Consider the following 23,536-nt stretch of genomic DNA (forward strand, 5'->3'; position numbering starts at 1 on the left):
TAGTGAGGTAAAAAAACCACTACAAAGTGTTTGACGATGCAAAATCCCCGAGGCATGATGGCCTCGCTCCCGCTGATCGGAGGCCGCGCATTAAGCCTCCTGATCGCGCCTGAACGAACCACGTTCGCGCCGATTAGCGTCTTTTACGCCCAAAATGCCGTTTCACGCCTCTGCACCTGAAGGCGAACAAACATGAACTGATAAACATGCTTTCCGATTCAGTGAGCAGCCATCAGTGCGCCTCGAAGAAACACCGGCGCCGGCGAAGCAAGGAGCTTCACCTCAATACCCACAAGAGCAAGCAACGAGGTTCATCCCATGGCACTGACACGCGAACAACACATTGCAGCTATCGAGAAAGACTGGGCCGAGAATCCACGCTGGAAAGGCGTCACCCGCACTTACTCCGCTGCTGACGTCGTCCGCCTGCGTGGCTCGGTTCAACCGGAACACACCTTCGCCAGGCTGGGCGCTGAAAAGCTCTGGAACCTGGTAACTCAAGGCGCCAAGCCGTCGTTCCGACCGGACAAGGATTTCGTCAACTGCATGGGTGCACTGACGGGAGGTCAGGCCGTGCAGCAAGTCAAAGCGGGCATCCAGGCCATCTACCTGTCTGGCTGGCAAGTGGCGGCTGACAACAACTCCGCCGAGTCGATGTACCCCGATCAGTCGCTCTACCCGGTGGATTCAGTGCCAACCGTGGTCAAGCGCATCAATAATTCATTCCGCCGCGCCGATCAGATCCAGTGGAAAGCTGGCAAGAACCCGGGGGATGAAGGCTACATCGATTACTTCGCGCCGATAGTGGCCGATGCCGAAGCCGGTTTTGGCGGCGTGCTTAACGCTTACGAACTGATGAAGAGCATGATTGAGGCCGGTGCTGCCGGTGTTCATTTCGAGGATCAATTGGCGTCGGTGAAAAAATGCGGCCACATGGGCGGCAAAGTGTTGGTACCGACTCAAGAAGCCGTGCAGAAGCTGGTCGCGGCTCGCCTGGCCGCTGACGTTGCAGGCGTGCCGACCATCATTCTGGCTCGCACTGACGCCAACGCCGCAGACCTGCTGACTTCGGACTGCGACCCTTACGATCAGCCATTCGTGACCGGGACGCGTACACCCGAAGGTTTCTACAAAGTTCGGGCCGGCCTGGATCAGGCGATCGCTCGCGGGCTGGCCTATGCCCCTTACGCAGATTTGATCTGGTGCGAAACCGCCAAGCCGGATCTGGATGAAGCCCGCCGCTTCGCCGAGGCGATCAAAAAGGAGTACCCGGATCAGCTGCTGTCCTACAACTGCTCCCCTTCCTTCAACTGGAAGAAGAACCTGGACGACGCAACCATCGCCAAATTCCAGCGCGAGCTGTCGGCGATGGGTTACAAGCATCAGTTCATTACGCTGGCAGGCATTCACAACATGTGGCACAGCATGTTCAACCTGGCGCATGACTACGCACGCAATGACATGACTGCCTACGTGAAGCTGCAAGAGCAAGAATTTGCCGACGCTGCGAAGGGCTATACCTTTGTCGCGCACCAGCAGGAGGTGGGCACGGGGTACTTTGATGACATGACTACGGTGATTCAAGGCGGCAAGTCTTCGGTAACTGCACTGACCGGATCAACGGAAGAAGAGCAGTTCCACTAAGCCATCATCGAACGCGCTCGGTGCCTCTTGACAGGCTCCGCCATAAAAGCCGCCATAGGGCGGCTTTCTCTATTTGACCGGGTATTAAACCCACTGCAACGGTCAGTTATTACCTGATAGACAGTTCAAATTGGCATCACAAAGTTAATTAGGCTTCGTATATCGACCAATGCTCCTCTCTCACATAATTAATTGGAACTTCGTCACACATCTGTGACATCGTGCCCAAATAGGCCCAAATGATATTTATTATCATTTAAGCCGCTCTGTTTGCCTGCGCACCTCCGCCATACGGATTTATCCAAAGCGCCCCTCAACGCCCGCCCCTGCTGGGCCAGCGCATGAAAACCGTGACCTATCTCATTAATCCTTCAAATAAATTTGATGCAGAAAATTTACTTGCCCTCCTTTTGCACATAAAATCCCGGGATTGGTCGCACTGCGACATATCGTCACTGCTCCTACTTCTTTCAAGCTCAGAGACCCTTGCTCTCTGTTAAGGACTGCCAGCATGCCCGACTCGACAGGATTGATTGCCCACAACTGGGGCTTCGCAGTTTTCCTTCTGGGCGTCGTCGGCCTCTGCGCCTTCATGCTCGGCCTCTCCAGTCTGTTGGGTTCCAAAGCCTGGGGCCGCAGCAAAAACGAACCGTTTGAATCCGGCATGCTGCCTACCGGTGGCGCCCGCTTGCGGCTCTCGGCAAAATTTTATCTGGTCGCGATGCTTTTCGTGATTTTCGACATTGAAGCCCTCTTTCTGTACGCCTGGTCTGTGTCCGTCCGCGAAAGCGGCTGGACCGGCTTCGCCGAAGCGCTCGTTTTCATAGCAATTCTGTTGGCAGGTCTTGTCTACCTATGGCGGGTAGGGGCGCTCGATTGGGCTCCCGTTGGTCGTCGTAACCGGCAGGCGAAGCTAAAACAATGAGGCTTTGGCAATGCAATACAATCTCACCAGGATCAACCCGGATGCTCCTAACGAGCAGTACCCCATCGGCGAACGCGAAGTCGTTTCCGATCCGTTAGAAGACCAAGTCCACAAAAACATCTTCATGGGCAAGCTCGAAGACGTACTGAGCGGTGCTGTCAATTGGGGTCGCAAGAACTCCCTTTGGCCGTACAACTTCGGTCTGTCGTGCTGCTACGTGGAAATGACCACCGCCTTCACGGCGCCCCATGACATCGCGCGCTTCGGTGCAGAGGTCATCCGGGCATCGCCTCGTCAGGCGGATTTCATGGTTATCGCCGGTACACCTTTCCTGAAGATGGCCCCGATCATCCAGCGCCTCTATGAGCAAATGCTGGAGCCGAAGTGGGTTATCTCGATGGGCGCGTGTGCCAACTCCGGTGGCATGTACGACATCTATTCAGTGGTTCAGGGCGTGGATAAATTCCTCCCCGTGGATGTTTATGTGCCCGGCTGCCCGCCCCGTCCAGAGGCATTTCTGCAAGGCTTGATGCTGCTGCAGGAATCCATTGGTCAGGAGCGTCGTCCTCTTTCCTGGGTCGTCGGTGATCAGGGCGTTTATCGCGCCGAGATGCCGTCGCAGAAGGAACAGCGCCGCGAACAGCGTATTGCGGTGACAAACCTGCGCAGCCCCGACGAAGTCTGATCCAGTTTTTCTTTTACAAAAAGAAGCCTGAACCTGGGTTCATTCTGTACGTTGACCGATAGCGATCGAGACCTATGACTGCAGACACCGCTCTGTACATCCCGCCTCACAAGGCTGACGACCAAGAAGTCGTCGTTGAACTCCATAACCGTTTTGGCGCTGACGCGTTCACCGCCCAATCCACTGTCACCGGTCTGCCGGTGCTGTGGGTGCAACGTGCCCGGCTGATCGAGATCCTGACGTTCCTGCGTCAGTTGCCCAAGCCGTACGTCATGCTCTATGACCTGCACGGCGTGGACGAACGACTGCGCACCAAGCGTCGCGGCTTGCCGGATGCCGACTTCACGGTGTTCTACCACCTGATGTCGATAGAACGTAACAGCGACGTGATGATCAAGGTCGCGCTGTCCGAAAGCGACTTGAGCATGCCGACCGTGACCGGCATCTGGCCGAACGCCAACTGGTACGAGCGCGAAGTCTGGGACATGTTCGGGATCGACTTCCCGGGCCACCCGCACCTGACTCGCATCATGATGCCGCCGACCTGGGAAGGTCACCCGCTGCGCAAGGACTTCCCGGCCCGCGCTACCGAGTTCGACCCGTATAGCCTGACGCTGGCCAAGCAGCAGCTGGAAGAGGAAGCCGCGCGTTTCCGTCCGGAAGACTGGGGCATGAAGCGTTCCGGCACCAACGAGGACTACATGTTCCTCAACCTGGGCCCGAACCACCCTTCGGCCCACGGTGCGTTCCGTATCATCCTGCAGCTGGACGGCGAAGAGATCGTCGACTGCGTTCCCGACATCGGCTACCACCACCGTGGCGCCGAGAAGATGGCCGAGCGCCAGTCGTGGCACAGCTACATCCCGTACACCGACCGCATCGATTACCTCGGCGGCGTGATGAACAACCTGCCGTACGTGCTCTCGGTCGAGAAACTGGCCGGGATCACCGTGCCGGACCGGGTCAACGTCATCCGCATCATGATGTCCGAGTTCTTCCGCATCACCAGCCACCTGCTGTTCCTGGGGACGTATATCCAGGACGTGGGCGCAATGACGCCGGTGTTCTTCACCTTCACCGACCGTCAGCGCGCCTACACCGTGATCGAAGCCGTCACCGGCTTCCGTCTGCACCCGGCCTGGTTCCGTATCGGCGGTGTGGCTCACGACCTGCCCCGCGGCTGGGAAAAGCTCGTCAAGGACTTCATCGACTGGATGCCCAAGCGTCTGGACGAGTACACCAAGGCAGCGCTGCAGAACAGCATCCTTAAAGGTCGTACCGTCGGCGTTGCCGCGTACAACACCAAGGAAGCGCTGGAGTGGGGCGTCACCGGGCCTAGCCTGCGCGCCACGGGCCTGGACTTCGACCTGCGCAAGGTGCGTCCGTATTCGGGTTACGAAAACTTCGAATTCGAAGTGCCCTTGGCCCACGATGGCGACGCCTACGACCGCTGCATGGTCCGCGTCGAAGAGATGCGCCAGAGCCTGAAAATCATTGAGCAGTGCATGCGCAACATGCCGGCCGGCCCGTACAAGGCGGATCACCCGCTGACCACGCCGCCGCCGAAAGAACGCACCCTGCAGCACATCGAAACCCTGATCACGCACTTCCTGCAGGTTTCGTGGGGCCCGGTCATGCCGGCCAACGAATCCTTCCAGATGATCGAAGCGACCAAGGGCATCAACAGTTATTACCTGACGAGCGACGGCGGCACCATGAGCTACCGTACCCGGATTCGCACCCCAAGCTACCCGCACCTGCAGCAGATCCCTTCGGTGATCAAAGGCAGCATGGTCGCGGACTTGATCGCGTACCTGGGTAGTATCGATTTCGTTATGGCCGACGTGGACCGCTAAGCATGAACAGCACGCTTATCCAGACAGACCGTTTCGCCCTGAGCGAATCCGAGCGCTCGGCCATCGAGCACGAAATGCATCACTACGAGGACCCGCGCGCGGCGTCCATCGAAGCCCTGAAAATCGTTCAGAAAGAACGCGGCTGGGTGCCGGACGGCGCCATCTACGCCATCGGCGAAGTGCTGGGCATTCCTGCCAGCGACGTTGAAGGCGTGGCGACGTTCTATAGCCAGATCTTCCGCCAGCCGGTTGGCCGACACATCATCCGCGTGTGCAACAGCATGGTCTGCTTCATTGCCGGCCACGAAGACATCGTGGGCGAAATTCAGAGTTCGCTGGGCATCGGCCTCGGCCAGACCACTGCAGACGGTCGCTTCACCCTGTTGCCGGCCTGCTGCCTGGGCAACTGCGACAAGGCGCCGGCGGTCATGATCGACGACGACACATTCGGCAATCTGCAGCCCGCTGGCGTTGCCCGGCTGCTGGAGGACTACGTATGACCATCACTTCCTTCGGCCCCGCCAACCTGATCACCCGTGCCCCGGAAACCCATCCGCTGACCTGGCGTCTGCGCGATGACGGCGAACCGATCTGGCTCGATGAATACCAGAAGAAAGACGGTTACGCAGCAGCGCGCAAGGCGTTCGCCACGCTCTCGCCTGACGAAATCGTTCAGGCCGTCAAAGACTCTGGCCTCAAGGGTCGCGGCGGTGCAGGCTTCCCCACCGGCGTGAAGTGGGGGCTGATGCCCAAAGACGAATCCATGAACATCCGCTACCTGCTGTGTAACGCCGATGAGATGGAGCCCAACACCTGGAAAGACCGCATGCTGATGGAGCAACAGCCCCATCTGCTGATCGAAGGCATGCTGATCAGCGCCCGCGCGCTGAAGGCCTACCGCGGTTACATCTTCCTGCGCGGCGAATACACCACTGCAGCGGTGCACCTGCGTCGTGCGGTGAAAGAAGCCGAAGCCGCCGGCCTGCTGGGCAAGAATATCCTCGGCAGCGGCTTTGATTTCGAGCTGATCGTGCACACCGGCGCCGGGCGTTATATCTGCGGTGAAGAGACCGCACTGATCAACTCCCTGGAAGGCCGTCGCGCCAACCCGCGCTCCAAGCCGCCCTTCCCCGCCGCTGTGGGCGTGTGGGGCAAGCCGACCTGTGTGAACAACGTCGAAACCCTGTGCAACGTGCCGGCCATCGTCAATAACGGCAACGACTGGTACAAGTCGCTCGCCCGCGAAGGCAGTGAAGACCACGGCACCAAGCTGATGGGCTTCTCCGGCAAGGTGAAGAACCCCGGCCTGTGGGAGCTGCCATTCGGTCTCCCGGCTCGTGAGCTGTTTGAAGACTACGCTGGCGGCATGCGCGACGGCTTCAAGCTCAAGTGCTGGCAGCCCGGCGGCGCTGGCACCGGCTTCCTGTTGCCTGAGCACCTCGATTGCCAGTTCTACGCCGGCGGCGTGGCCAAGGTGGGCACCCGGATGGGTACCGGCCTGGCGATGGCCGTGGACGACAAGGTCAATATGGTTTCGCTGTTGCGCAACATGGAAGAGTTTTTCGCGCAGGAGTCGTGCGGTTTCTGCACGCCGTGCCGCGACGGCTTGCCGTGGAGCGTGAAGATGCTGCGCGCCCTCGAAAACGGCCAGGGTCAACCGGGCGATATCGAGACGCTGCTGGGGTTGGTCAACTTCCTCGGCCCGGGCAAAACCTTCTGCGCCCACGCACCGGGCGCCGTTGAACCACTGGGCAGCGCGATCAAGTACTTCCGGCCGGAATTCGAGGCAGGCATCGCACCAACACGTGCGGGCGACCTCAATCAGGTCATCAGCCCGACCATGGTCGGCGCATAACACGATAAACGGTCGGCGGCTCATAAGGCCGCCTTCCTGCATCCGACGACGCCGCGAGGCTGTTTGAGTCGGATGGCACCGAGATTCCATTAGCCACGCCCGCTGACACCGGGCCAACGAAGATCTTTGAACCATGGCCACTATCCACGTAGACGGCAAAGCGCTCGAAGTCGATGGCGCAGACAACCTGTTACAGGCATGTCTGTCGCTGGGCCTCGACATCCCTTATTTCTGCTGGCATCCGGCACTTGGCAGTGTTGGCGCCTGTCGCCAGTGCGCAGTCAAGCAGTACACCGACGAGAACGACACCCGCGGTCGTATCGTGATGTCCTGCATGACGCCCGCCACTGACAACACCTGGATCTCCATCGACGACGACGAATCCAAGGCGTTTCGCGCCAGCGTCGTTGAATGGCTGATGACCAACCATCCGCACGACTGCCCGGTCTGCGAGGAAGGTGGTCACTGCCATTTGCAGGACATGACAGTGATGACCGGCCACAACGAGCGCCGGTATCGCTTTACCAAACGCACCCATCAGAATCAGGAACTGGGGCCGTTCATCGCGCATGAGATGAACCGCTGCATTGCCTGCTACCGCTGCGTGCGCTTCTATAAAGACTACGCCGGCGGCACCGACCTCGGTGTATTCGGCGCCCACGACAACGTGTACTTCGGTCGCGTTGAAGACGGCACCCTTGAAAGCGAGTTCTCCGGCAACCTCACCGAGGTCTGCCCGACCGGTGTATTCACCGACAAGACCCACTCCGAGCGCTACAACCGGAAATGGGACATGCAGTTCTCGCCGAGCATCTGCCACGGCTGCTCCAGCGGCTGCAACATCAGCCCGGGCGAGCGTTATGGCGAAATTCGCCGTATCGAGAACCGCTACAACGGGTCGGTGAACCAGTACTTCCTCTGCGACCGTGGCCGTTTCGGTTATGGCTACGTCAATCGCAAGGACCGTCCACGCCAGCCGCTGGCGCAAGGCGTCAAGCTGAGCCTGGATGCCGCGCTGGACAAGGCCGCTGACCTGCTGCGCGGGCGCAACATCGTCGGCATCGGTTCTCCGCGTGCCAGCCTCGAAAGCAACTTCGCCCTGCGCGAACTGGTCGGCGCCGAGCATTTCTATTCGGGTATCGAAGCGGGTGAGCTGGAGCGTCTGCGCCTGATTGCACAAGTGCTGAAAGACAGCCCGCTGCCAATTCCTACGCTGCGTGAAGTCGAAGAACACGATGCTGTGTTCATCCTCGGCGAAGACGTGACTCAGACGGCTGCACGCATGGCCCTCGGCCTGCGCCAGTTGGTCAAGAACAAAGCCGAAGACATGGCCGCTGCGATGAAAGTCCAGCCATGGCTCGACGCTGCCGTCAAAAACATCGGCCAGCACGAACTGAACCCGCTGTTCATCGCCAGCCTGACGGATACACGTCTGGATGACATCGCTGAAGAATGCGTGCACGCCTCGCCTGACGATCTGGCTCGCATCGGTTTCGCGGTGGCTCACGCCATCGACCCAAGCGCTCCGGCGGTCATCGGTCTGGACGCAGAAGCATTGGAGCTCGCCGAGCGCATCGCCGCAGCACTTCTGGAAGCCAAGCGTCCACTGATCGTGTCGGGCGCCTCGCTGGGCTCGAACGCAGTGATCGAAGCCGCGGCCAACATCGCCAAAGCCCTGAAGCTTCGCGACAAGCAAGGCTCGCTGAGCCTGATCGTGCCGGAAGCCAACAGCATGGGCTTGACCCTGTTCGGTGGCGACTCGGTCGATGCCGCACTGCAGACGGTGATCTCGGGCAACGCCGACGCCATCGTGGTACTGGAAAACGACTTGTTCACCCGTGTCGACGCCGCGACGGTCAACGCGGCATTGAACGCCGCCAAAGTGGTCATCGTGGCCGATCATCAGAAGACCGCCACCACCGACCGCGCCCACCTGGTGCTGCCGGCCGCGAGCTTTGCCGAGGGTGACGGTACGCTGGTCAGCCAGGAAGGCCGCGCTCAACGCTTCTTCCAGGTCTTTGATCCGACCTACCTGGATGCCGGCATTCTGGTGCACGAAGGCTGGCGCTGGCTGCACGCCCTGCGCGCCACGCTGCTGAACCAGCCAATCGACTGGACTCAGCTTGACCATGTCACTGCGGCCTGTGCCGCAAGCGCGCCGCAACTGGCCGGCATCGTCGGTGCCGCGCCTTCTGCTGCGTTCCGTATCAAGGGTCTGAAACTGGCTCGCGAACCGCTGCGTTACAGCGGCCGTACGGCGATGCGCGCCAACATCAGCGTGCACGAGCCGCGCACGCCACAGGACAAGGACACTGCGTTCGCGTTCTCGATGGAAGGTTATTCAGGCTCGGCCGAACCGCGTTCGCAGGTGCCGTTTGCCTGGTCGCCGGGCTGGAACTCGCCACAGGCGTGGAACAAGTTCCAGGACGAAGTCGGCGGTCACATACGCGCGGGTGATCCGGGCGTACGCCTGATCGAAAGCACGGGAGACAGGCTGAGCTGGTTTGCCAACGTGCCTCGCGCGTTCTCTCCTGCCCAGGGCACCTGGCAGGTCGTGCCGTTCTACCACCTGTTCGGCAGCGAGGAGACCTCCTCTAAAGCCGCACCGGTTCAGGAGCGCATTCCGCAGGCATACGTTGCCCTGGCGAAGTCAGAAGCGGACCGCCTGGGTGTCAACGACGGTGCCCTGCTCAGCCTGAGCGTGGCCGGCCAGACGCTGCGTCTGCCGCTGCGCATCAGCGAAGAACTGGGCGCGGGCCTGGTGGCATTGCCGTCCGGTCTGGCCGGCATTCCTCCGGCGCTGTTCGGCAAAACCGTTGACGCGCTGCAGGAGGCCGCCCTATGACCTGGTTCACCCCTGAAGTGATCGACTCGATCATCGCTGTCGTCAAGGCCATCGTGGTGCTGCTTGCCGTGGTTGTCTGCGGCGCGTTGCTCAGCTTCGTCGAACGCCGCTTGCTGGGTTGGTGGCAGGATCGTTATGGTCCGAACCGCGTCGGCCCCTTCGGCATGTTTCAGATCGCTGCCGACATGCTGAAGATGTTCTTCAAGGAAGACTGGAATCCGCCGTTCGTTGACCGGGTGATCTTCACCCTGGCGCCGGTAGTGGCCATGAGCGCTCTGCTGATCGCCTTCTCGGTCATCCCGGTCACCCAGACCTGGGTGGTCGCCGACCTGAACATCGGGCTGCTGTTCTTCTTCGCCATGGCCGGTCTGTCGGTCTATGCGGTGCTGTTCGCCGGTTGGTCGTCGAACAACAAGTACGCCCTGCTGGGCAGCTTGCGGGCTTCGGCGCAGACCGTGTCGTATGAGGTGTTCCTTGGCCTGTCGTTGATGGGCATCGTGGTGCAGGTCGGCTCGTTCAACATGGGCGACATCGTCAAATACCAGGCCGATCATCTGTGGTTCATCATTCCGCAGTTCTTCGGTTTCTGTACGTTCTTCATTGCTGGCGTCGCTGTGACTCACCGTCACCCGTTCGACCAGCCGGAAGCCGAACAGGAACTGGCCGACGGTTACCACATTGAATACGCAGGCATGAAGTGGGGGATGTTCTTCGTCGGCGAGTACATCGGGATCATCCTGATTTCGGCGCTGCTGGTGACCCTGTTCTTCGGCGGTTGGCACGGCCCGTTCGATATCCTGCCGCAACTGTCTTTCATGTGGTTTGCCTTGAAAACCGCGTTCTTCATCATGCTGTTCATCCTGTTGCGTGCTTCGATCCCTCGTCCGCGTTATGACCAGGTGATGGATTTCAGCTGGAAGTTCTGCTTGCCACTGACCCTGATCAATTTGCTGGTGACCGCTGCGGTCGTCCTGGCGGCTCAGTGAGGATTTGACCCATGTTCAAATATATTGGCGACATCGTTAAGGGTACGGGTACCCAGCTGCGCAGCCTGATCATGGTCTTTGGCCATGGCTTCCGTAAGCGCGACACCCTGCAGTATCCAGAGGAGCAGGTCTACCTGCCGCCGCGCTACCGCGGTCGTATTGTCCTGACCCGCGACCCCGACGGCGAAGAGCGGTGCGTGGCCTGTAACCTGTGTGCCGTCGCCTGCCCGGTAGGCTGCATCTCGCTGCAAAAAGCCGAAACCGATGACGGACGCTGGTACCCGGAGTTCTTCCGTATCAACTTCTCGCGCTGCATTTTCTGCGGGATGTGCGAGGAAGCTTGCCCGACCACCGCGATCCAGCTGACACCGGATTTCGAGATGGCCGAGTTCAAACGTCAGGATCTGGTGTACGAGAAGGAAGATCTGCTGATCTCCGGTCCCGGCAAGAACCCTGATTACAACTTCTACCGCGTTGCGGGAATGGCCATCGCCGGCAAGCCGAAAGGCGATGCACAGAACGAAGCCCAGCCCATCAACGTCAAGAGCTTGCTGCCTTAAGGAAGAAAGATGGAATTCGCTTTCTATTTCGCATCCGGCATCGCTGTGGTGGCCACCCTTCGGGTGATCACCAACACGAACCCGGTGCACGCCCTGCTCTACCTGATCATTTCGCTGATCGCCGTGGCCATGACGTTCTTCAGTCTCGGCGCACCGTTCGCCGGCGCGCTTGAAGTGATCGCCTACGCTGGCGCCATCATGGTGCTGTTCGTCTTCGTGGTGATGATGCTGAACCTGGGCCCGGCCTCGGTCCAACAGGAACGCGCGTGGCTCAAGCCCGGCATCTGGCTTGGCCCGATTCTGCTGGGCGGCCTGCTGCTGGCGGAGTTGATCTATGTGCTGTTCGCCAACTCCACAGGCGCTTCCATTGGTCACACCACGGTGGACGCCAAAGCGGTGGGCATCAGCCTGTTTGGTCCTTACCTGCTGGTTGTCGAACTCGCCTCGATGCTGCTGCTTGCGGCAGCCGTGACGGCGTTCCATGTCGGCCGCAACGAGGCGAAGGAGTAACGCCATGAACTCAGCAATCCCACTTGAACATGGCCTGGCGGTCGCCGGTATCCTGTTCTGCCTCGGCCTGGCGGGCCTGTTGGTACGCCGCAACATTCTGTTCGTGTTGATGAGCCTGGAAGTGATGATGAACGCAGCCGCGCTGGCTTTTGTCGTAGCGGGCAGCCGCTGGGCTCAGCCTGACGGCCAGATCATGTTCATTCTGGTGATCAGCCTTGCCGCAGCCGAGGCCAGTATTGGCCTGGCGATCCTGCTGCAGCTGTATCGCCGCTTCCACACTCTCGATATCGACGCTGCCAGCGAGATGCGCGGATGAACCTACTCTTTTTAACCTTCGTATTCCCTCTGGTCGGCTTCCTGCTGCTGTCGTTCTCGCGCGGCAAATGGTCAGAGAACCTGTCTGCCTTGATCGGCGTGGGCTCGATTGGCCTGTCGGCCATTGTTGCCGCTTACGTGATCTGGCAATTCAACGTGTCGCCGCCAGAAGGCGGTCACCTGACCATGGTGTTGTGGCGCTGGATGTCGGTAGACGGCTTCGAGCCCAACTTCGCCCTGTATGTCGATGGCCTGTCCATCACCATGCTGGGCGTCGTGGTCGGCGTCGGCTTCCTCATCCACCTGTTCGCCTCGTGGTACATGCGTGGTGAAGACGGCTACTCGCGCTTCTTCGCCTACACCAACCTGTTCATTGCCAGCATGTTGTTCCTGATCCTGGGCGACAACCTGCTGTTCATCTACTTCGGTTGGGAAGGCGTGGGCCTGTGCTCGTACCTGTTGATCGGTTTCTATTACAGCAACCGCAACAACGGCAACGCAGCACTCAAAGCCTTCATCGTGACCCGCATCGGCGACGTGTTCATGGCCATCGGCCTGTTCATCCTGTTCCAGCAATTGGGTACGTTGAACATTCAGGAACTGCTGGTTCGTGCGCCACAGCACTTCAAGGTCGGTGACTTCTGGATAGTATTGGCCACGCTGATGCTGCTGGGTGGTGCTGTCGGTAAATCCGCTCAGCTGCCGCTGCAAACCTGGCTGGCGGATGCAATGGCCGGTCCTACGCCGGTTTCAGCGCTGATCCACGCCGCGACCATGGTGACGGCAGGTGTTTACCTGATTGCGCGGACCCACGGTCTGTTCATTCTGGCGCCGGACATCCTCCATCTGGTAGGCATTGTTGGTGGCGTGACCCTGGTGCTGGCGGGTTTCGCAGCCCTGGTGCAGACCGACATCAAACGTATCCTCGCCTACTCGACCATGAGCCAGATCGGCTACATGTTCCTGGCGCTGGGTGTGGGTGCATGGGACGGCGCGATCTTCCACCTGATGACCCACGCCTTCTTCAAGGCGCTGCTGTTCCTTGCGTCCGGTGCGGTGATCGTTGCCTGCCATCACGAGCAGAACATCTTCAAGATGGGCGGACTGCGGAAGAAACTGCCGTTGGCCTACGCGAGCTTCATCGTCGGCGGCGCTGCGCTGTCAGCCTTGCCGCTGGTCACGGCGGGCTTCTATTCCAAGGACGAGATCCTTTGGGAAGCCTTCGCCAGCGGTCATCAGTATCTGCTCTATGCCGGTCTGGTCGGTGCGTTCATGACCTCGCTCTACACCTTCCGCCTGATCTTCATTGCCTTCCACGGCGAAGCGAAGACCGAAGCCCACGCCGGCCACGGGATTTCCCACTGGTTGCCGCTGGGTGTGCTGATCGTGCTGTCGACGTTCATCGGCGCCTGGATTCATCCGCCACTGGCCGGTGTATTGCCGCAAAGCGCGGGCCATGCCGGCGGTGAAGCCAAGCACAGCCTGGAAATCGCCTCGGGCGCCATCGCGCTGGCGGGTATCCTCCTGGCCGCAGTGCTGTTCCTCGGCAAGCGTCGTCTGGTCACTGCCATCGCAAACAGCGGCCCGGGTCGTTTCCTGTCCGCGTGGTGGTTTGCAGCGTGGGGCTTTGATTGGGTGTACGACGTGCTGTTCGTCAAACCTTATCTGGCTATCAGCCGCATGCTGCGTAGCGATCCGCTCGACCACACCATCGGCCTGATTCCGCGTCTGGTCAAAGCCGGCAATGGCTTGATGACCCGCACCGAATCCGGTCAGCTCCGTTGGTACGCCGCTTCGATCGCCGCAGGTGCCGTACTGGTACTCGGCGCGATTGTGCTGGTCTGATGAGTCGATATGACATGAACCTTGCGACTTTGCGAAAGGAATTGAGCCCGTCATGATTCTGCCTTGGCTAATCCTGATCCCCTTCATCGGCGGCCTGCTGTGCTGGCAAGGTGAGCGCTTCGGCCCTACCCTGCCGCGCTGGATAGCGCTGTTGACCATGTCTCTCGAGACGATTCTGGGCCTGTGGCTCTGGAGCACCGGTACTTTTACCTATGCACCTGCCCCGGGCGCCGATCCCACTTGGGCGCTTGAATTCAAGCTGCAGTGGATTCAGCGCTTCGGCATCAGCGTGCATCTGGCGCTCGATGGCCTGTCCCTGCTGATGATCCTGCTGACCGGCCTGCTGGGTATCCTCTCGGTACTCTGCTCATGGAAAGAGATCCAGCGTAACGTTGGCTTCTTCCACCTGAACCTGATGTGGATTCTGGGCGGCGTCGTCGGCGTGTTCCTCGCCATCGACCTGTTCATGTTCTTCTTCTTCTGGGAAATGATGCTGGTGCCGATGTATTTCCTCATCGCGCTCTGGGGTCATAGTTCGGCAGATGGCAAGAAGACCCGAATCTACGCGGCGACCAAGTTCTTCATCTTCACTCAGGCCAGTGGCCTGATCATGTTGGTGGCGATCCTGGGTCTGGTGCTGGTGCACTTCAACCAGACCGGCGTGATCACCTTCGGCTACGCAGACCTGCTGAAAACCAAGCTCTCCAACGGGACCGAATACATCCTGATGCTGGGCTTCTTCATCGCGTTTGCGGTGAAGCTGCCGATCGTGCCGCTGCACTCCTGGTTGCCTGACGCTCACGCCCAGGCGCCCACCGCAGGTTCTGTCGACTTGGCGGGTATCCTGCTGAAGACCGCTGCTTACGGTTTGCTGCGTTTCGCCCTGCCGTTGTTCCCGAACGCCTCGGCAGAGTTTGCGCCGATCGCCATGACCCTGGGCCTGATCGGTATTTTCTACGGCGCCTTCCTGGCGTTCGCGCAAACCGACATCAAGCGCCTGATCGCGTTTTCCAGCGTTTCGCACATGGGCTTCGTGCTGATCGGTATCTACTCCGGTAGCCAGCAGGCGCTGCAGGGTGTCGTGGTTCAGATGCTTGCCCACGGTCTGTCGGCAGCTGCGCTGTTTATCCTCAGCGGCCAGTTGTATGAGCGCCTGCACACTCGCGACATGCGCGAAATGGGCGGCTTGTGGAGCAAGATCGCTTATCTGCCTGCCATCAGCCTGTTCTTCGCTGCGGCGTCTCTGGGCTTGCCAGGCACCGGTAACTTTGTCGGTGAGTTCCTGATCCTTATCGGCAGCTTTGTCAGCGCCCCGTGGATCACCGCCATCGCCACCACTGGTCTGGTATTCGGCTCGGTTTACTCGCTGATCATGATCCATCGCGCCTACTTCGGCCCGGCCAAATCGGACGCGGTCTATAACGGCATGGACAATCGGGAACTGATCATGGTGCTGGGTCTGGCGGTGCTGTTGGTGCTGCTGGGCGTTTACCCGCAACCGATCCTCGACACCTCTTCGGCGACCATGCATGGCGTGCAGCAATGGCTCGGCACCGCCTTCACTCAACTCGCTTCGGCCCGGTAAGAGCGCTATGGACCTGACGATTCAACACTTTATTGCGCTGGCGCCGCTGCTGATTACCAGCATCACCATTGTGGTGGTGATGCTGGGCATCGCATGGCGTCGCAATCACTCGCAATCATTCCTGCTGACAGTAGCGGGACTCAACCTGGCTTTGCTGTCGATCTACCCGGCGCTGAAAGTTGCGCCATTGGTGGTTACGCCATTGCTGCAGATCGACAGCTTTGCCTGCCTGTACATGGGCATCATTCTGGTGTCGACACTGGCCTGCGTCACCCTGGCTCACGCCTATCTGGGTGAAGGCAAGGCGGGCTATCCGGGCAACCGCGAAGAGCTTTACCTGCTGATCCTGATGGCTGCGGCCGGTGGACTGGTGCTAGTCGCCGCGCAACACCTGGCAAGCCTGTTCATCGGTCTGGAACTGCTGTCGGTGCCGGTTTACGGTCTGGTCGCCTACGCCTTCTTCAACAAGCGCTCGCTGGAAGGCGGCATCAAGTACATGGTGCTTTCAGCCGCCGGCTCGGCGTTCCTGCTGTTCGGTATGGCGCTGCTGTATGCCGAATCCGGCAGCCTGGGCTTCAGTGAAATCGGCAAGGCCATCGCGGCCACCGGTATGCCAAGCCCGATTGCAAGCCTGGGGCTGGGCATGATGTTGGTGGGTCTGGGCTTCAAGCTGTCGCTGGTGCCGTTCCACTTGTGGACACCGGACGTGTACGAAGGCGCCCCTGCCCCTGTGGCAGCGTTCCTCGCTACGGCCAGTAAAGTGGCGGTGTTCGGCGTGCTGGTTCGTCTGTTCCAGATCTCCCCTGCTGCCACCAGTGGTGTGCTGACCGACGTGATGTCGGTCATTGCGGTGGCGTCGATCATTGTCGGTAACCTGCTGGCACTGACGCAGAACAACCTCAAGCGGCTGCTGGGTTATTCATCCATCGCGCACTTCGGCTACCTGATGATTGCGATGGTCGCGAGCAAAGGCATGGCCGTCGAGGCGATCAACGTCTACCTGGTGACTTACGTACTGACCAGCCTGGGCGCATTCGGTGTAGTAACGCTCATGTCCTCGCCCTACAGCGGCCGTGACGCCGACGCGATGTTTGAATATCGCGGTCTGTTCTGGCGTCGTCCGTACCTGACGGCGGTGCTGACCGTGATGATGCTGTCGCTGGCAGGTATTCCGCTGACGACTGGCTTCATCGGCAAGTTCTACATCATCGCGACAGGCGTCGAAGCTCACCTGTGGTGGCTGACCGGTACGCTGGTCGTGGGCAGTGCCATCGGCCTGTTCTACTACCTGCGGGTGATGGTGACCCTGTACCTGCAAGACTCCAAGATCCAGCGCCATGACGCGCCGTTCAACTGGGCGCAACGTGCAGGCGGTGTAATGCTGTTGGGGATTACGCTGCTGGCGTTCTTCCTGGGCGTCTACCCGCAGCCGTTGCTGACGCTAGTGGGCCATGCTGGTTTGTAATGATTGAGTGATGCACAAAAAACCCTGCTCTTGAGCAGGGTTTTTTTTATGGCTTTGATCGAGTAGCTCAGCGTGAAGGCAGATGCTTTTAAACCTTAGCCGGGCAATCGAACGGTCTTTTTGTCACCAGTAAACAACGCCCATGTCGACATGAACAACGCCGCCACCATCGGCCCGATCACAAAACCGTTCAGCCCGAACACCGCCATGCCCCCCAGTGTCGAGATCAGAATCAGATAGTCCGGCATCCGCGTGTCCTTGCCCACCAGGATCGGACGCAACACGTTGTCCACCAATCCGATCACGAATATGCCAAACAACCCCAGCACCACGCCTTGCCAGATCATCCCGCTGAGCAGGAAGTACAAAGCGACCGGCGCCCATACAATCCCCGCGCCCACCGCCGGCAGCAGCGACAGAAAGGCCATCATCACCGCCCACAAGAGTGCGCTGGGGATGTCCAGAATCCAGAAGATGAACCCGCCCAATGCCCCCTGTGTGATCGCCACCACCACGTTGCCTTTGACGGTAGCGCGGACGACCCGGGTAAACTTCAACTGCAGGCGTCGCTTCTGCGGCTCGGCCAACGGGATGGCGATGCGGATCTTGCGGGTGAGCTCTTGACCGTCGCGCAAGAAAAAGAACAGCAAGTACAGCATGATGAAAAAGCTGACGACGAAATCAAACGTGCCCTGACCGAAGCTGAACGCCTGCGTCGCCAGATAGTTACTGCCCTGCATCGCACTTTTCGCGATCTTGTCGCGCAGTCCGTTGAAATCCCCCATGCCCAGGCGATCAAGCCAATGCTGCACATACGGTGGCAGCAGCACCTTAAACTCAGCCAGGTATTTGGCGATGTCCAGCTGCCCGCTTTCCACGTTCTTGTAGAGCGTCGCGCCCTCCTGAACCATCAGCGCCGCAATGACGATCACCGGGAGGATCGCAATGATCAGACAGATCATTAGCGTGCATAACGAAGTGAGGTTTCGCTGCCAGCCGAAACGGGCCAGCAGACGGCGCTGCAGCGGCGCGAAGATGATGCCGAGGATCACCGCCCAGAAAACCGCGCCATAGAATGGCAGCAGGATCCAGATGAACGCGATGGTCACCAGCACCAGGAGAAGCAGCAGGGTTTTGTTTTGCAGCGAAGTGTCGTTCATGTTCCTTCCATGTCATTAAGCCGGGCCAAGCACATGGCCTGATGCTTAGTCCGCCAATCGCCCCAGGAGTGCCGCGCCGCAGGTTGAGGAACATGGAGTAGGCGGCGCGGGCTGGACTGTGAAAGTCCTGCCCGACGGTCCTAGATTCTGAACTGCCTGACCAGTTGGCCAAGCCGCTGGTTCAGCGCTGTAAGGTTGCGAGACGTGGAAGCGCTGTGGCGGGTTTCATCAGCTACGCTTTCGACCGCCACGGCGATCTGGTGAACGCTGCGGTTGATCTCTTCGGCCACCGCCGTCTGCTCTTCAGCGGCACTGGCGATCTGTGCGTTCATGGCATTGATGGTACCGATCAGCTGACCGATCGTGTCCAGCGACGCACCGGCTTCGTTGGCGCGCGCAGACGTCCCGTCACCCGCTTCACTGGAACGCCGCATCGCTTGCACCGCACCTTGGGTGCCCTGCTGCAAGCGATCAATCATGCCCTGGATTTCCTGAGTGCTTTGTTGCGTGCGGCTGGCCAGCGCTCTTACTTCATCGGCCACCACCGCGAAACCACGGCCAGCCTCCCCCGCCCGGGCTGCCTCAATGGCGGCGTTGAGGGCCAGCAGGTTGGTCTGATCCGCGATGGAACGAATCACCCCAAGGACGCCGACGATGGATGACACGTCATTCTGCAGGCTGTCCAGCGAAGTACCGCTGTTGCGGATGTCGTTCACCAGCGCATGAATCTGCTGGATGCTACCATCGACCACGCGTTTGGCCGCCTGACCTTCGGCATCGGTTTGCTGCGCGGCCACCGAAGCGCCCTGCGCGCTTTTGGCGACTTCCTGCGCGGCGGCGGACATCTGATTGATCGCGGTCGCGACTTGATCGGTCTCGTGACGCTGACGCTCCATGGCCTGCTCCGAGCGCTGCGCCTGATCCGTTACCTCACCGACAAGCCCGGTCAACTGCGCCGTCATCTCGGCAATCTGCCGGACCAGCCCATGAATCTTGTCGACAAAGCGATTGAAGGATCCGGCCAACTCTCCAAGCTCGTCTTGGGACGTCACAGCGAGACGCTGGGTAAGATCGCCCTCACCGGCGGCGATGTCGTCAAGATTGGCCTTCATCAGACGCAATGGGCGCAGGATTCCGCCGGCGATCCAGAAGCCAATCGCCGCGATGATCACTAGCACCAGCAACGTGATGCCAATGATGGTGACAAGCATGTCTTGCCGGCGTTCAGCCGCGTTCTTCTGCAGCTCCAGCACTTTGGCGTCGATATTGTCCAGGTTAATCGAAGAACCGAACGCCATGTCCCATTTGGGCAAATACTCGGTGTAACCGAGCTTGGGCACCAGTTCACTCGAGCCTGGGAGTGCGGACGAGTATTCCAGATAATGGGTACCCGCTTTCGCAACATCCACCAGCCCCGCATTCACGAAAACGCCCTTCGGATCGCGGGCATCCTTGAAGCTCTTGCCGATGCCGTCCGGGCTGTTGCCTTTGAACAGCCTTACCGCTTGGGAATCGTAACCAAAGAAGTACCCGTCCTTGGCGTAGTTGACTTGCGACAGCATCTTGATCACCTGCGCTCGGGCTTCCATATCGCCGGGCGCAGACGCGTCGTAGAGCGGCTTGATCGTGCCCATTGCGACGGCGACATAACTCTGCAACGTCGCCTTGGCCTCCGCGAGCAAGTGCTGCCGGGTTTCTTCAACCTCGCGCTTGCCCTGCTCACGAAGCATAACGATGGTGCTCGCGCTGATGATCAGCGCGAACATCAACACTGGCAGCACCGCGAGCGAAAGTACTTTGGCTTTGAGATTTAGCCGCATAGGAGTCATGACCCTTTGTTCTTGTGTGTAGCGCCGTTGGGGTTTCCTTAGGGTTAACGGCCCGGCGCACAAAAAGTTGAGGTCAGGTCAACGGGGGCACGCTTTCGGAAGCAGACAACTGTGGGCTGTGTCGCTCAGGTAGATCAATTCGCACTTGCAGGCCGCCCATGGGGCTGTCCAGCAATTGAATTTGCCCGCCCCACGCCTCAACAATGTCTTTGACGATACCCAGGCCCAGGCCATGGCCGGTCACCTGCTCATCCAGGCGATTGCCGCGGCCAAGCACCTCATCGCGATGCTGCGAAGGAATACCCGGGCCATCGTCATCTATCATCAGGCAGTAACCCTCCCCGGCTGGGGTGATGGTAAGGGTGACCAGGCTGTCCGCCCACTTGCAGGCGTTATCCATGACGTTGCCCAACAATTCGAGAATGTCTTCTCGATCCCAAGGCAGGGATAGACCCTCGGCCATTTCGCAGCGCAAATCGAGATGCTCGCCGTGAATCATCCGCAACGTATCAAGCAATCCGGGCACTTCCGCTGTGCAATCAAACCGTGCGCCCGGCAACGCATCGCCGGATAAACGTGCGCGGTTGAGTTCCCGTTCGAGGCGCTGCTGGATATGCTGCAACTGATCGCGCAGCGTAGCGCGAACGTGCGGATGCTCGGTCAACTTGTCCCCTTCGGCCAGGCTCATCAGCACGGCAAGCGGGGTCTTTAGCGCATGGCCCAGGTTGCCAAGGGCGTTGCGGGATCGCTTGAGACTGTCCTCGGTGTGGGCCAGCAGGTGATTGATCTGGGCGACCAGCGGCTCAAGCTCCACCGGTACCCGGTCGTCCAGCTGCGAGCGCTGCCCCTGTTGCAGCTGAAATATCTGCTCCCGGGCTCGATCCAGCGGACGCAGCGCTCGCCTGACCGTTATCCGCTGTAGCACAAGAATCAGGACGAGAGCCATGAGGCCCAACCCGAGGCCGATGCGCTGAACCAGCGCAAAGCTGTCACGTACAGGCGTGTAGTCCTGGGCGACGGTGATAGAAATGGTCTGGCCAAACTTGCGGTAATCGGTGTGCAGCAGCAACAGCGACTGGTTGGTCTTCTCCAGCGCAAGGTCGGCATGCAGACCAGGCTGGCCTGGGTGAGGCAGTTCCACATCCCACAACGAACGCGAACGCCAATGGCCCTGGGCAAAATCAACTCGGAAGTAGTGCCCCGAATAGGGACGCAGATAGCCGGGGGAAAGCCGATGCTCGTCGAGTTCCAGACCATCGGGACCTCGTACCAAGGCCACCAGCAGTGACTCGCTCTCGTTACGCAGCCCGGATTCAAGATAGCGCTGCAAGCCTATTTCGAAGAGCCACAGGCTTATTTGTGCCAAGACCAGCCCAACTATCAGCAGCACACTGACAAGGCCCAGACTCAGCCGCCGCTGAATCGACTTCACTCGCCCGTCCCGGCAAACCGATAACCCTGCCCCCGTCGCGTCTCGACCACCGCACGCCCGAGCTTGCGCCTGAGATGATTGACGTGAACCTCAATAACATTCGAGTCGCGCTCGTTCTCGCCATCGTACAGATGTTCGGCCAAGTGGCTTTTGGACAGAATCTGCCCCGGATGCAGCATGAAGTAACGCAGCAGACGAAACTCCGCAGACGTCAACTGGATTTCCTCGTCATCGCGACTGACGCATTGGCGACCTTCGTCGAGGTGCAGGCCAGACGCTTCGAGTTTTGGCTGATTGGCCAGACCGCGCACACGGCGAAGCAGCGACTGCAGACGCAGCTGAAGCTCTTCAGGGTGGAAAGGTTTGGTCAGGTAATCATCCGCGCCCGCTTTGAGGCCTTCGATGCGTTCAGCCCAGGAAGCGCGCGCGGTCAGAATAAGTACGGGTGTGGACAATCCACTTGCGCGCCATTTTTGCAGGACTTCAAGCCCGGGAATCCCGGGAAGCCCCAGATCAAGGACAATCAGGTCGTAAGGCTCTGTTGTCCCTTGATGAATGGCGTCCCGGCCATCGGCCAACCAGTCGATCGCATAGCCCTGTCGGCCAAGCGTGCTGATGAGCTCATCCGCCAAGGGAACGTGATCCTCTACCAATAGCAAACGCATCAATCGTCTTCCTTGTCTTGCAGCAGGTGACTGTCACCGGCATCGAACTTCAGCTCACGTACGACATGATCGGCAGTCAATAACTCGATCTCATACACCAGAGCCCCGTGTTTTTCCTCCAGCTCGGCTTCCAGCAGTTTGGAACCGGGATAGCGCCCGAGCGCTTGATCGATGAACTGTTCAAGAGGAAGAATGACCCCCTTCCTTCGTAGCTCGAGCACCTCGTCCTGATTCAGATCCCGAGCAAAGCAGCTGAGGCTCTGAGTGACCGCGCATGCGGCCACTACGCAGTAAACGAAACGCCTGGCGGGACGCTTACCGGATGTCATCACGCGTCCTGATGATCTTTGAGCACCTGGCCACTAACGGCGTCGACTTCGACATCCCACTCGACACCCTGGGCGTCACGCAGCTCGATCTGGTAAACGTATTTGCCATATTCCTGTTCCAGCTCAGTGTCTGTGATGGTCGCTTTGGGATGCTTGCCCAGGGCAACCGCGTTGAGCTTTTCAAAAGACTGGATAGTACCTGCATCACGCAACTTCAGCGCCTCATCCGGGCCCAGGTCCCGGGCTTGCACATAGCCGGCAGTAGCCATAAGGGTGGTAGCAGCAATTACAGCAGTCAGGATTTTCATGATTTGTCTCCGTAGATTTGAGGTGTTTACGGAAATCACGTTAAACGAACCAACTTAATTGAAGCTGAATCTATCTGGCTACATGCCATTATGCCGCAAACTCGCTCTGTATATAGGCGCGCTCCCAAGGGTTAATCCATGCGCCGCTTCACGGAGCGACGGGCGCTGCCTGTCCCTCGCTAATCCATTGCTGATAAACTTACAGCCTGCATTTATCGCGCTGGCGATCGCCACTTCTGAAGGCCTATATCACCGTGGAAATTTTCAAAGAATTTACGTTCGAGTCTGCGCACCGGCTCCCCCACGTACCGGAAGGTCACAAGTGTGGGCGCCTGCACGGGCACTCTTTTCGAGTAGCGATCTATCTCAAGGGTGAACCCGATCCTCATACAGGCTGGATTCGCGATTTTTCCGAGATCAAAACGATTTTCAAGCCGCTGTATGAACGCCTGGATCATAACTACCTGAACGACATCCCTGGCCTTGAAAACCCAACCAGCGAAGTGCTGGTCAAGTGGATCTGGAATGAGCTGAAGCCGCTGCTGCCGGAACTCTCCGCCATTCGTATTCACGAAACTTGCACCAGCGGATGTGTCTACCGCGGCGACTGACCTTGTCTGGTCGATGAAATAAAGCCACCCGTCAGGGTGGTTTTTTTTGGGCAAGGATCTCGCCCTTTTTTGCGCGCAAAAACAAAACCCCATCTGCGTAAGCAGATGGGGTTCTGGAATTTAATC

General features: G+C 59.4%; 21 protein-coding genes. 15 read left to right on the forward strand and 6 right to left on the reverse strand.

The annotated features are described in order from the left end of the window. The first annotated feature begins 318 nt into the window (after window positions 1–318). The 14 genes from aceA (at window position 319) to nuoN (ending at window position 17,076) form a co-directional block, all read left to right on the forward strand. Window positions 319–1,644: an isocitrate lyase gene (aceA, locus tag QRN48_RS09055; protein WP_285350155.1), complete on the forward strand. Its 1,326-nt coding sequence runs from the start codon at window positions 319–321 to the stop codon at window positions 1,642–1,644. Between the two features lie 511 nt (window positions 1,645–2,155). Next, on the forward strand, window positions 2,156–2,569 hold the full coding sequence (locus QRN48_RS09060) for an NADH-quinone oxidoreductase subunit A (protein ID WP_037008823.1): 414 nt from the start codon (window positions 2,156–2,158) through the stop codon (window positions 2,567–2,569). Window positions 2,570–2,579: 10 nt separating this feature from the next. After that, on the forward strand, window positions 2,580–3,254 hold the full coding sequence (locus QRN48_RS09065; RefSeq protein WP_037008821.1) for a NuoB/complex I 20 kDa subunit family protein: 675 nt from the start codon (window positions 2,580–2,582) through the stop codon (window positions 3,252–3,254). A 74-nt stretch (window positions 3,255–3,328) separates the two neighbouring features. Continuing rightward, window positions 3,329–5,110: an NADH-quinone oxidoreductase subunit C/D gene (gene nuoC, locus QRN48_RS09070; protein ID WP_285350157.1), complete on the forward strand. Its 1,782-nt coding sequence runs from the start codon at window positions 3,329–3,331 to the stop codon at window positions 5,108–5,110. A gap of 2 nt (window positions 5,111–5,112) precedes the next feature. After that, the gene (gene nuoE / locus QRN48_RS09075; protein WP_037008818.1) at window positions 5,113–5,610 is read left to right on the forward strand and encodes an NADH-quinone oxidoreductase subunit NuoE; all 498 of its coding nucleotides are present in this window, start codon (window positions 5,113–5,115) and stop codon (window positions 5,608–5,610) included. After that, window positions 5,607–6,965, forward strand: coding sequence for an NADH-quinone oxidoreductase subunit NuoF (nuoF, locus tag QRN48_RS09080; protein ID WP_037008815.1), 1,359 nt, complete (start codon window positions 5,607–5,609; stop codon window positions 6,963–6,965). The genes nuoE and nuoF overlap by 4 nt, the downstream gene beginning before the upstream one ends. Window positions 6,966–7,098: 133 nt before the next feature. Next, window positions 7,099–9,810, forward strand: a complete 2,712-nt coding sequence (gene nuoG / locus QRN48_RS09085; RefSeq protein ID WP_285350160.1) for an NADH-quinone oxidoreductase subunit NuoG — start codon at window positions 7,099–7,101, stop codon at window positions 9,808–9,810. Then, a complete protein-coding gene (gene nuoH / locus QRN48_RS09090) occupies window positions 9,807–10,796 on the forward strand; it encodes an NADH-quinone oxidoreductase subunit NuoH (protein ID WP_037008811.1) in 990 nt (329 codons plus the stop codon). The genes nuoG and nuoH overlap by 4 nt, the downstream gene beginning before the upstream one ends. Window positions 10,797–10,807: 11 nt before the next feature. Next, window positions 10,808–11,356 (forward strand): NADH-quinone oxidoreductase subunit NuoI, encoded by a 549-nt coding sequence (gene nuoI / locus QRN48_RS09095; RefSeq protein WP_037008808.1) that lies wholly within the window; start codon window positions 10,808–10,810, stop codon window positions 11,354–11,356. Window positions 11,357–11,365: 9 nt separating this feature from the next. After that, window positions 11,366–11,866 carry an NADH-quinone oxidoreductase subunit J gene (gene nuoJ, locus QRN48_RS09100; protein ID WP_037008804.1) on the forward strand — a complete coding sequence of 167 codons (501 nt, stop codon included), beginning with the start codon at window positions 11,366–11,368 and terminating at the stop codon, window positions 11,864–11,866. 4 nt (window positions 11,867–11,870) lie between these two features. Continuing rightward, entirely contained in the window at window positions 11,871–12,182 is a 312-nt protein-coding gene (nuoK, locus tag QRN48_RS09105; RefSeq protein ID WP_037008802.1) for an NADH-quinone oxidoreductase subunit NuoK, read from the forward strand. Next, complete coding sequence (nuoL, locus tag QRN48_RS09110; RefSeq protein WP_285350165.1) at window positions 12,179–14,026, forward strand: NADH-quinone oxidoreductase subunit L; 1,848 nt, start codon at window positions 12,179–12,181, stop codon at window positions 14,024–14,026. The genes nuoK and nuoL overlap by 4 nt, the downstream gene beginning before the upstream one ends. Before the next feature lie 52 nt (window positions 14,027–14,078). Then, window positions 14,079–15,611: an NADH-quinone oxidoreductase subunit M gene (gene nuoM, locus QRN48_RS09115; protein ID WP_037008799.1), complete on the forward strand. Its 1,533-nt coding sequence runs from the start codon at window positions 14,079–14,081 to the stop codon at window positions 15,609–15,611. A 7-nt stretch (window positions 15,612–15,618) separates the two neighbouring features. Beyond that, window positions 15,619–17,076, forward strand: coding sequence for an NADH-quinone oxidoreductase subunit NuoN (nuoN, locus tag QRN48_RS09120; protein ID WP_037008798.1), 1,458 nt, complete (start codon window positions 15,619–15,621; stop codon window positions 17,074–17,076). 95 nt (window positions 17,077–17,171) lie between these two features. Here the strand turns inward: nuoN and QRN48_RS09125 are convergent, their stop codons facing one another. The 6 genes from QRN48_RS09125 to QRN48_RS09150 form a co-directional block, all read right to left on the reverse strand. Further along, window positions 17,172–18,236 (reverse strand): AI-2E family transporter, encoded by a 1,065-nt coding sequence (locus tag QRN48_RS09125; protein WP_191944998.1) that lies wholly within the window; start codon window positions 18,234–18,236, stop codon window positions 17,172–17,174. A 140-nt stretch (window positions 18,237–18,376) separates the two neighbouring features. Beyond that, window positions 18,377–20,056, reverse strand: a complete 1,680-nt coding sequence (gene ctpM, locus QRN48_RS09130) for a methyl-accepting chemotaxis protein CtpM (RefSeq protein ID WP_285350177.1) — start codon at window positions 20,054–20,056, stop codon at window positions 18,377–18,379. Window positions 20,057–20,138: 82 nt separating this feature from the next. Beyond that, the gene (locus QRN48_RS09135) at window positions 20,139–21,497 is read right to left on the reverse strand and encodes an ATP-binding protein (protein ID WP_285350170.1); all 1,359 of its coding nucleotides are present in this window, start codon (window positions 21,495–21,497) and stop codon (window positions 20,139–20,141) included. Then, window positions 21,494–22,162, reverse strand: coding sequence for a response regulator transcription factor (locus QRN48_RS09140; protein WP_191944996.1), 669 nt, complete (start codon window positions 22,160–22,162; stop codon window positions 21,494–21,496). Before QRN48_RS09140 ends, QRN48_RS09135 begins: the two co-directional genes overlap by 4 nt. Next, window positions 22,162–22,491 (reverse strand): PepSY domain-containing protein, encoded by a 330-nt coding sequence (locus QRN48_RS09145; RefSeq protein WP_191944995.1) that lies wholly within the window; start codon window positions 22,489–22,491, stop codon window positions 22,162–22,164. The genes QRN48_RS09140 and QRN48_RS09145 overlap by 1 nt, the downstream gene beginning before the upstream one ends. Next, complete coding sequence (locus QRN48_RS09150) at window positions 22,491–22,799, reverse strand: PepSY domain-containing protein (RefSeq protein WP_191944994.1); 309 nt, start codon at window positions 22,797–22,799, stop codon at window positions 22,491–22,493. The genes QRN48_RS09145 and QRN48_RS09150 overlap by 1 nt, the downstream gene beginning before the upstream one ends. 254 nt (window positions 22,800–23,053) lie before the next feature. Here QRN48_RS09150 and queD point away from each other — a divergent pair, with 254 nt between their 5' ends. Next, on the forward strand, window positions 23,054–23,410 hold the full coding sequence (queD, locus tag QRN48_RS09155) for a 6-carboxytetrahydropterin synthase QueD (protein ID WP_081955267.1): 357 nt from the start codon (window positions 23,054–23,056) through the stop codon (window positions 23,408–23,410). Window positions 23,411–23,536 lie beyond the last annotated feature (126 nt).

The organism is Pseudomonas sp. ME-P-057 (genome assembly GCF_030208975.1).
Classification (GTDB): Bacteria; Pseudomonadota; Gammaproteobacteria; order Pseudomonadales; family Pseudomonadaceae; genus Aquipseudomonas; species Aquipseudomonas lutea.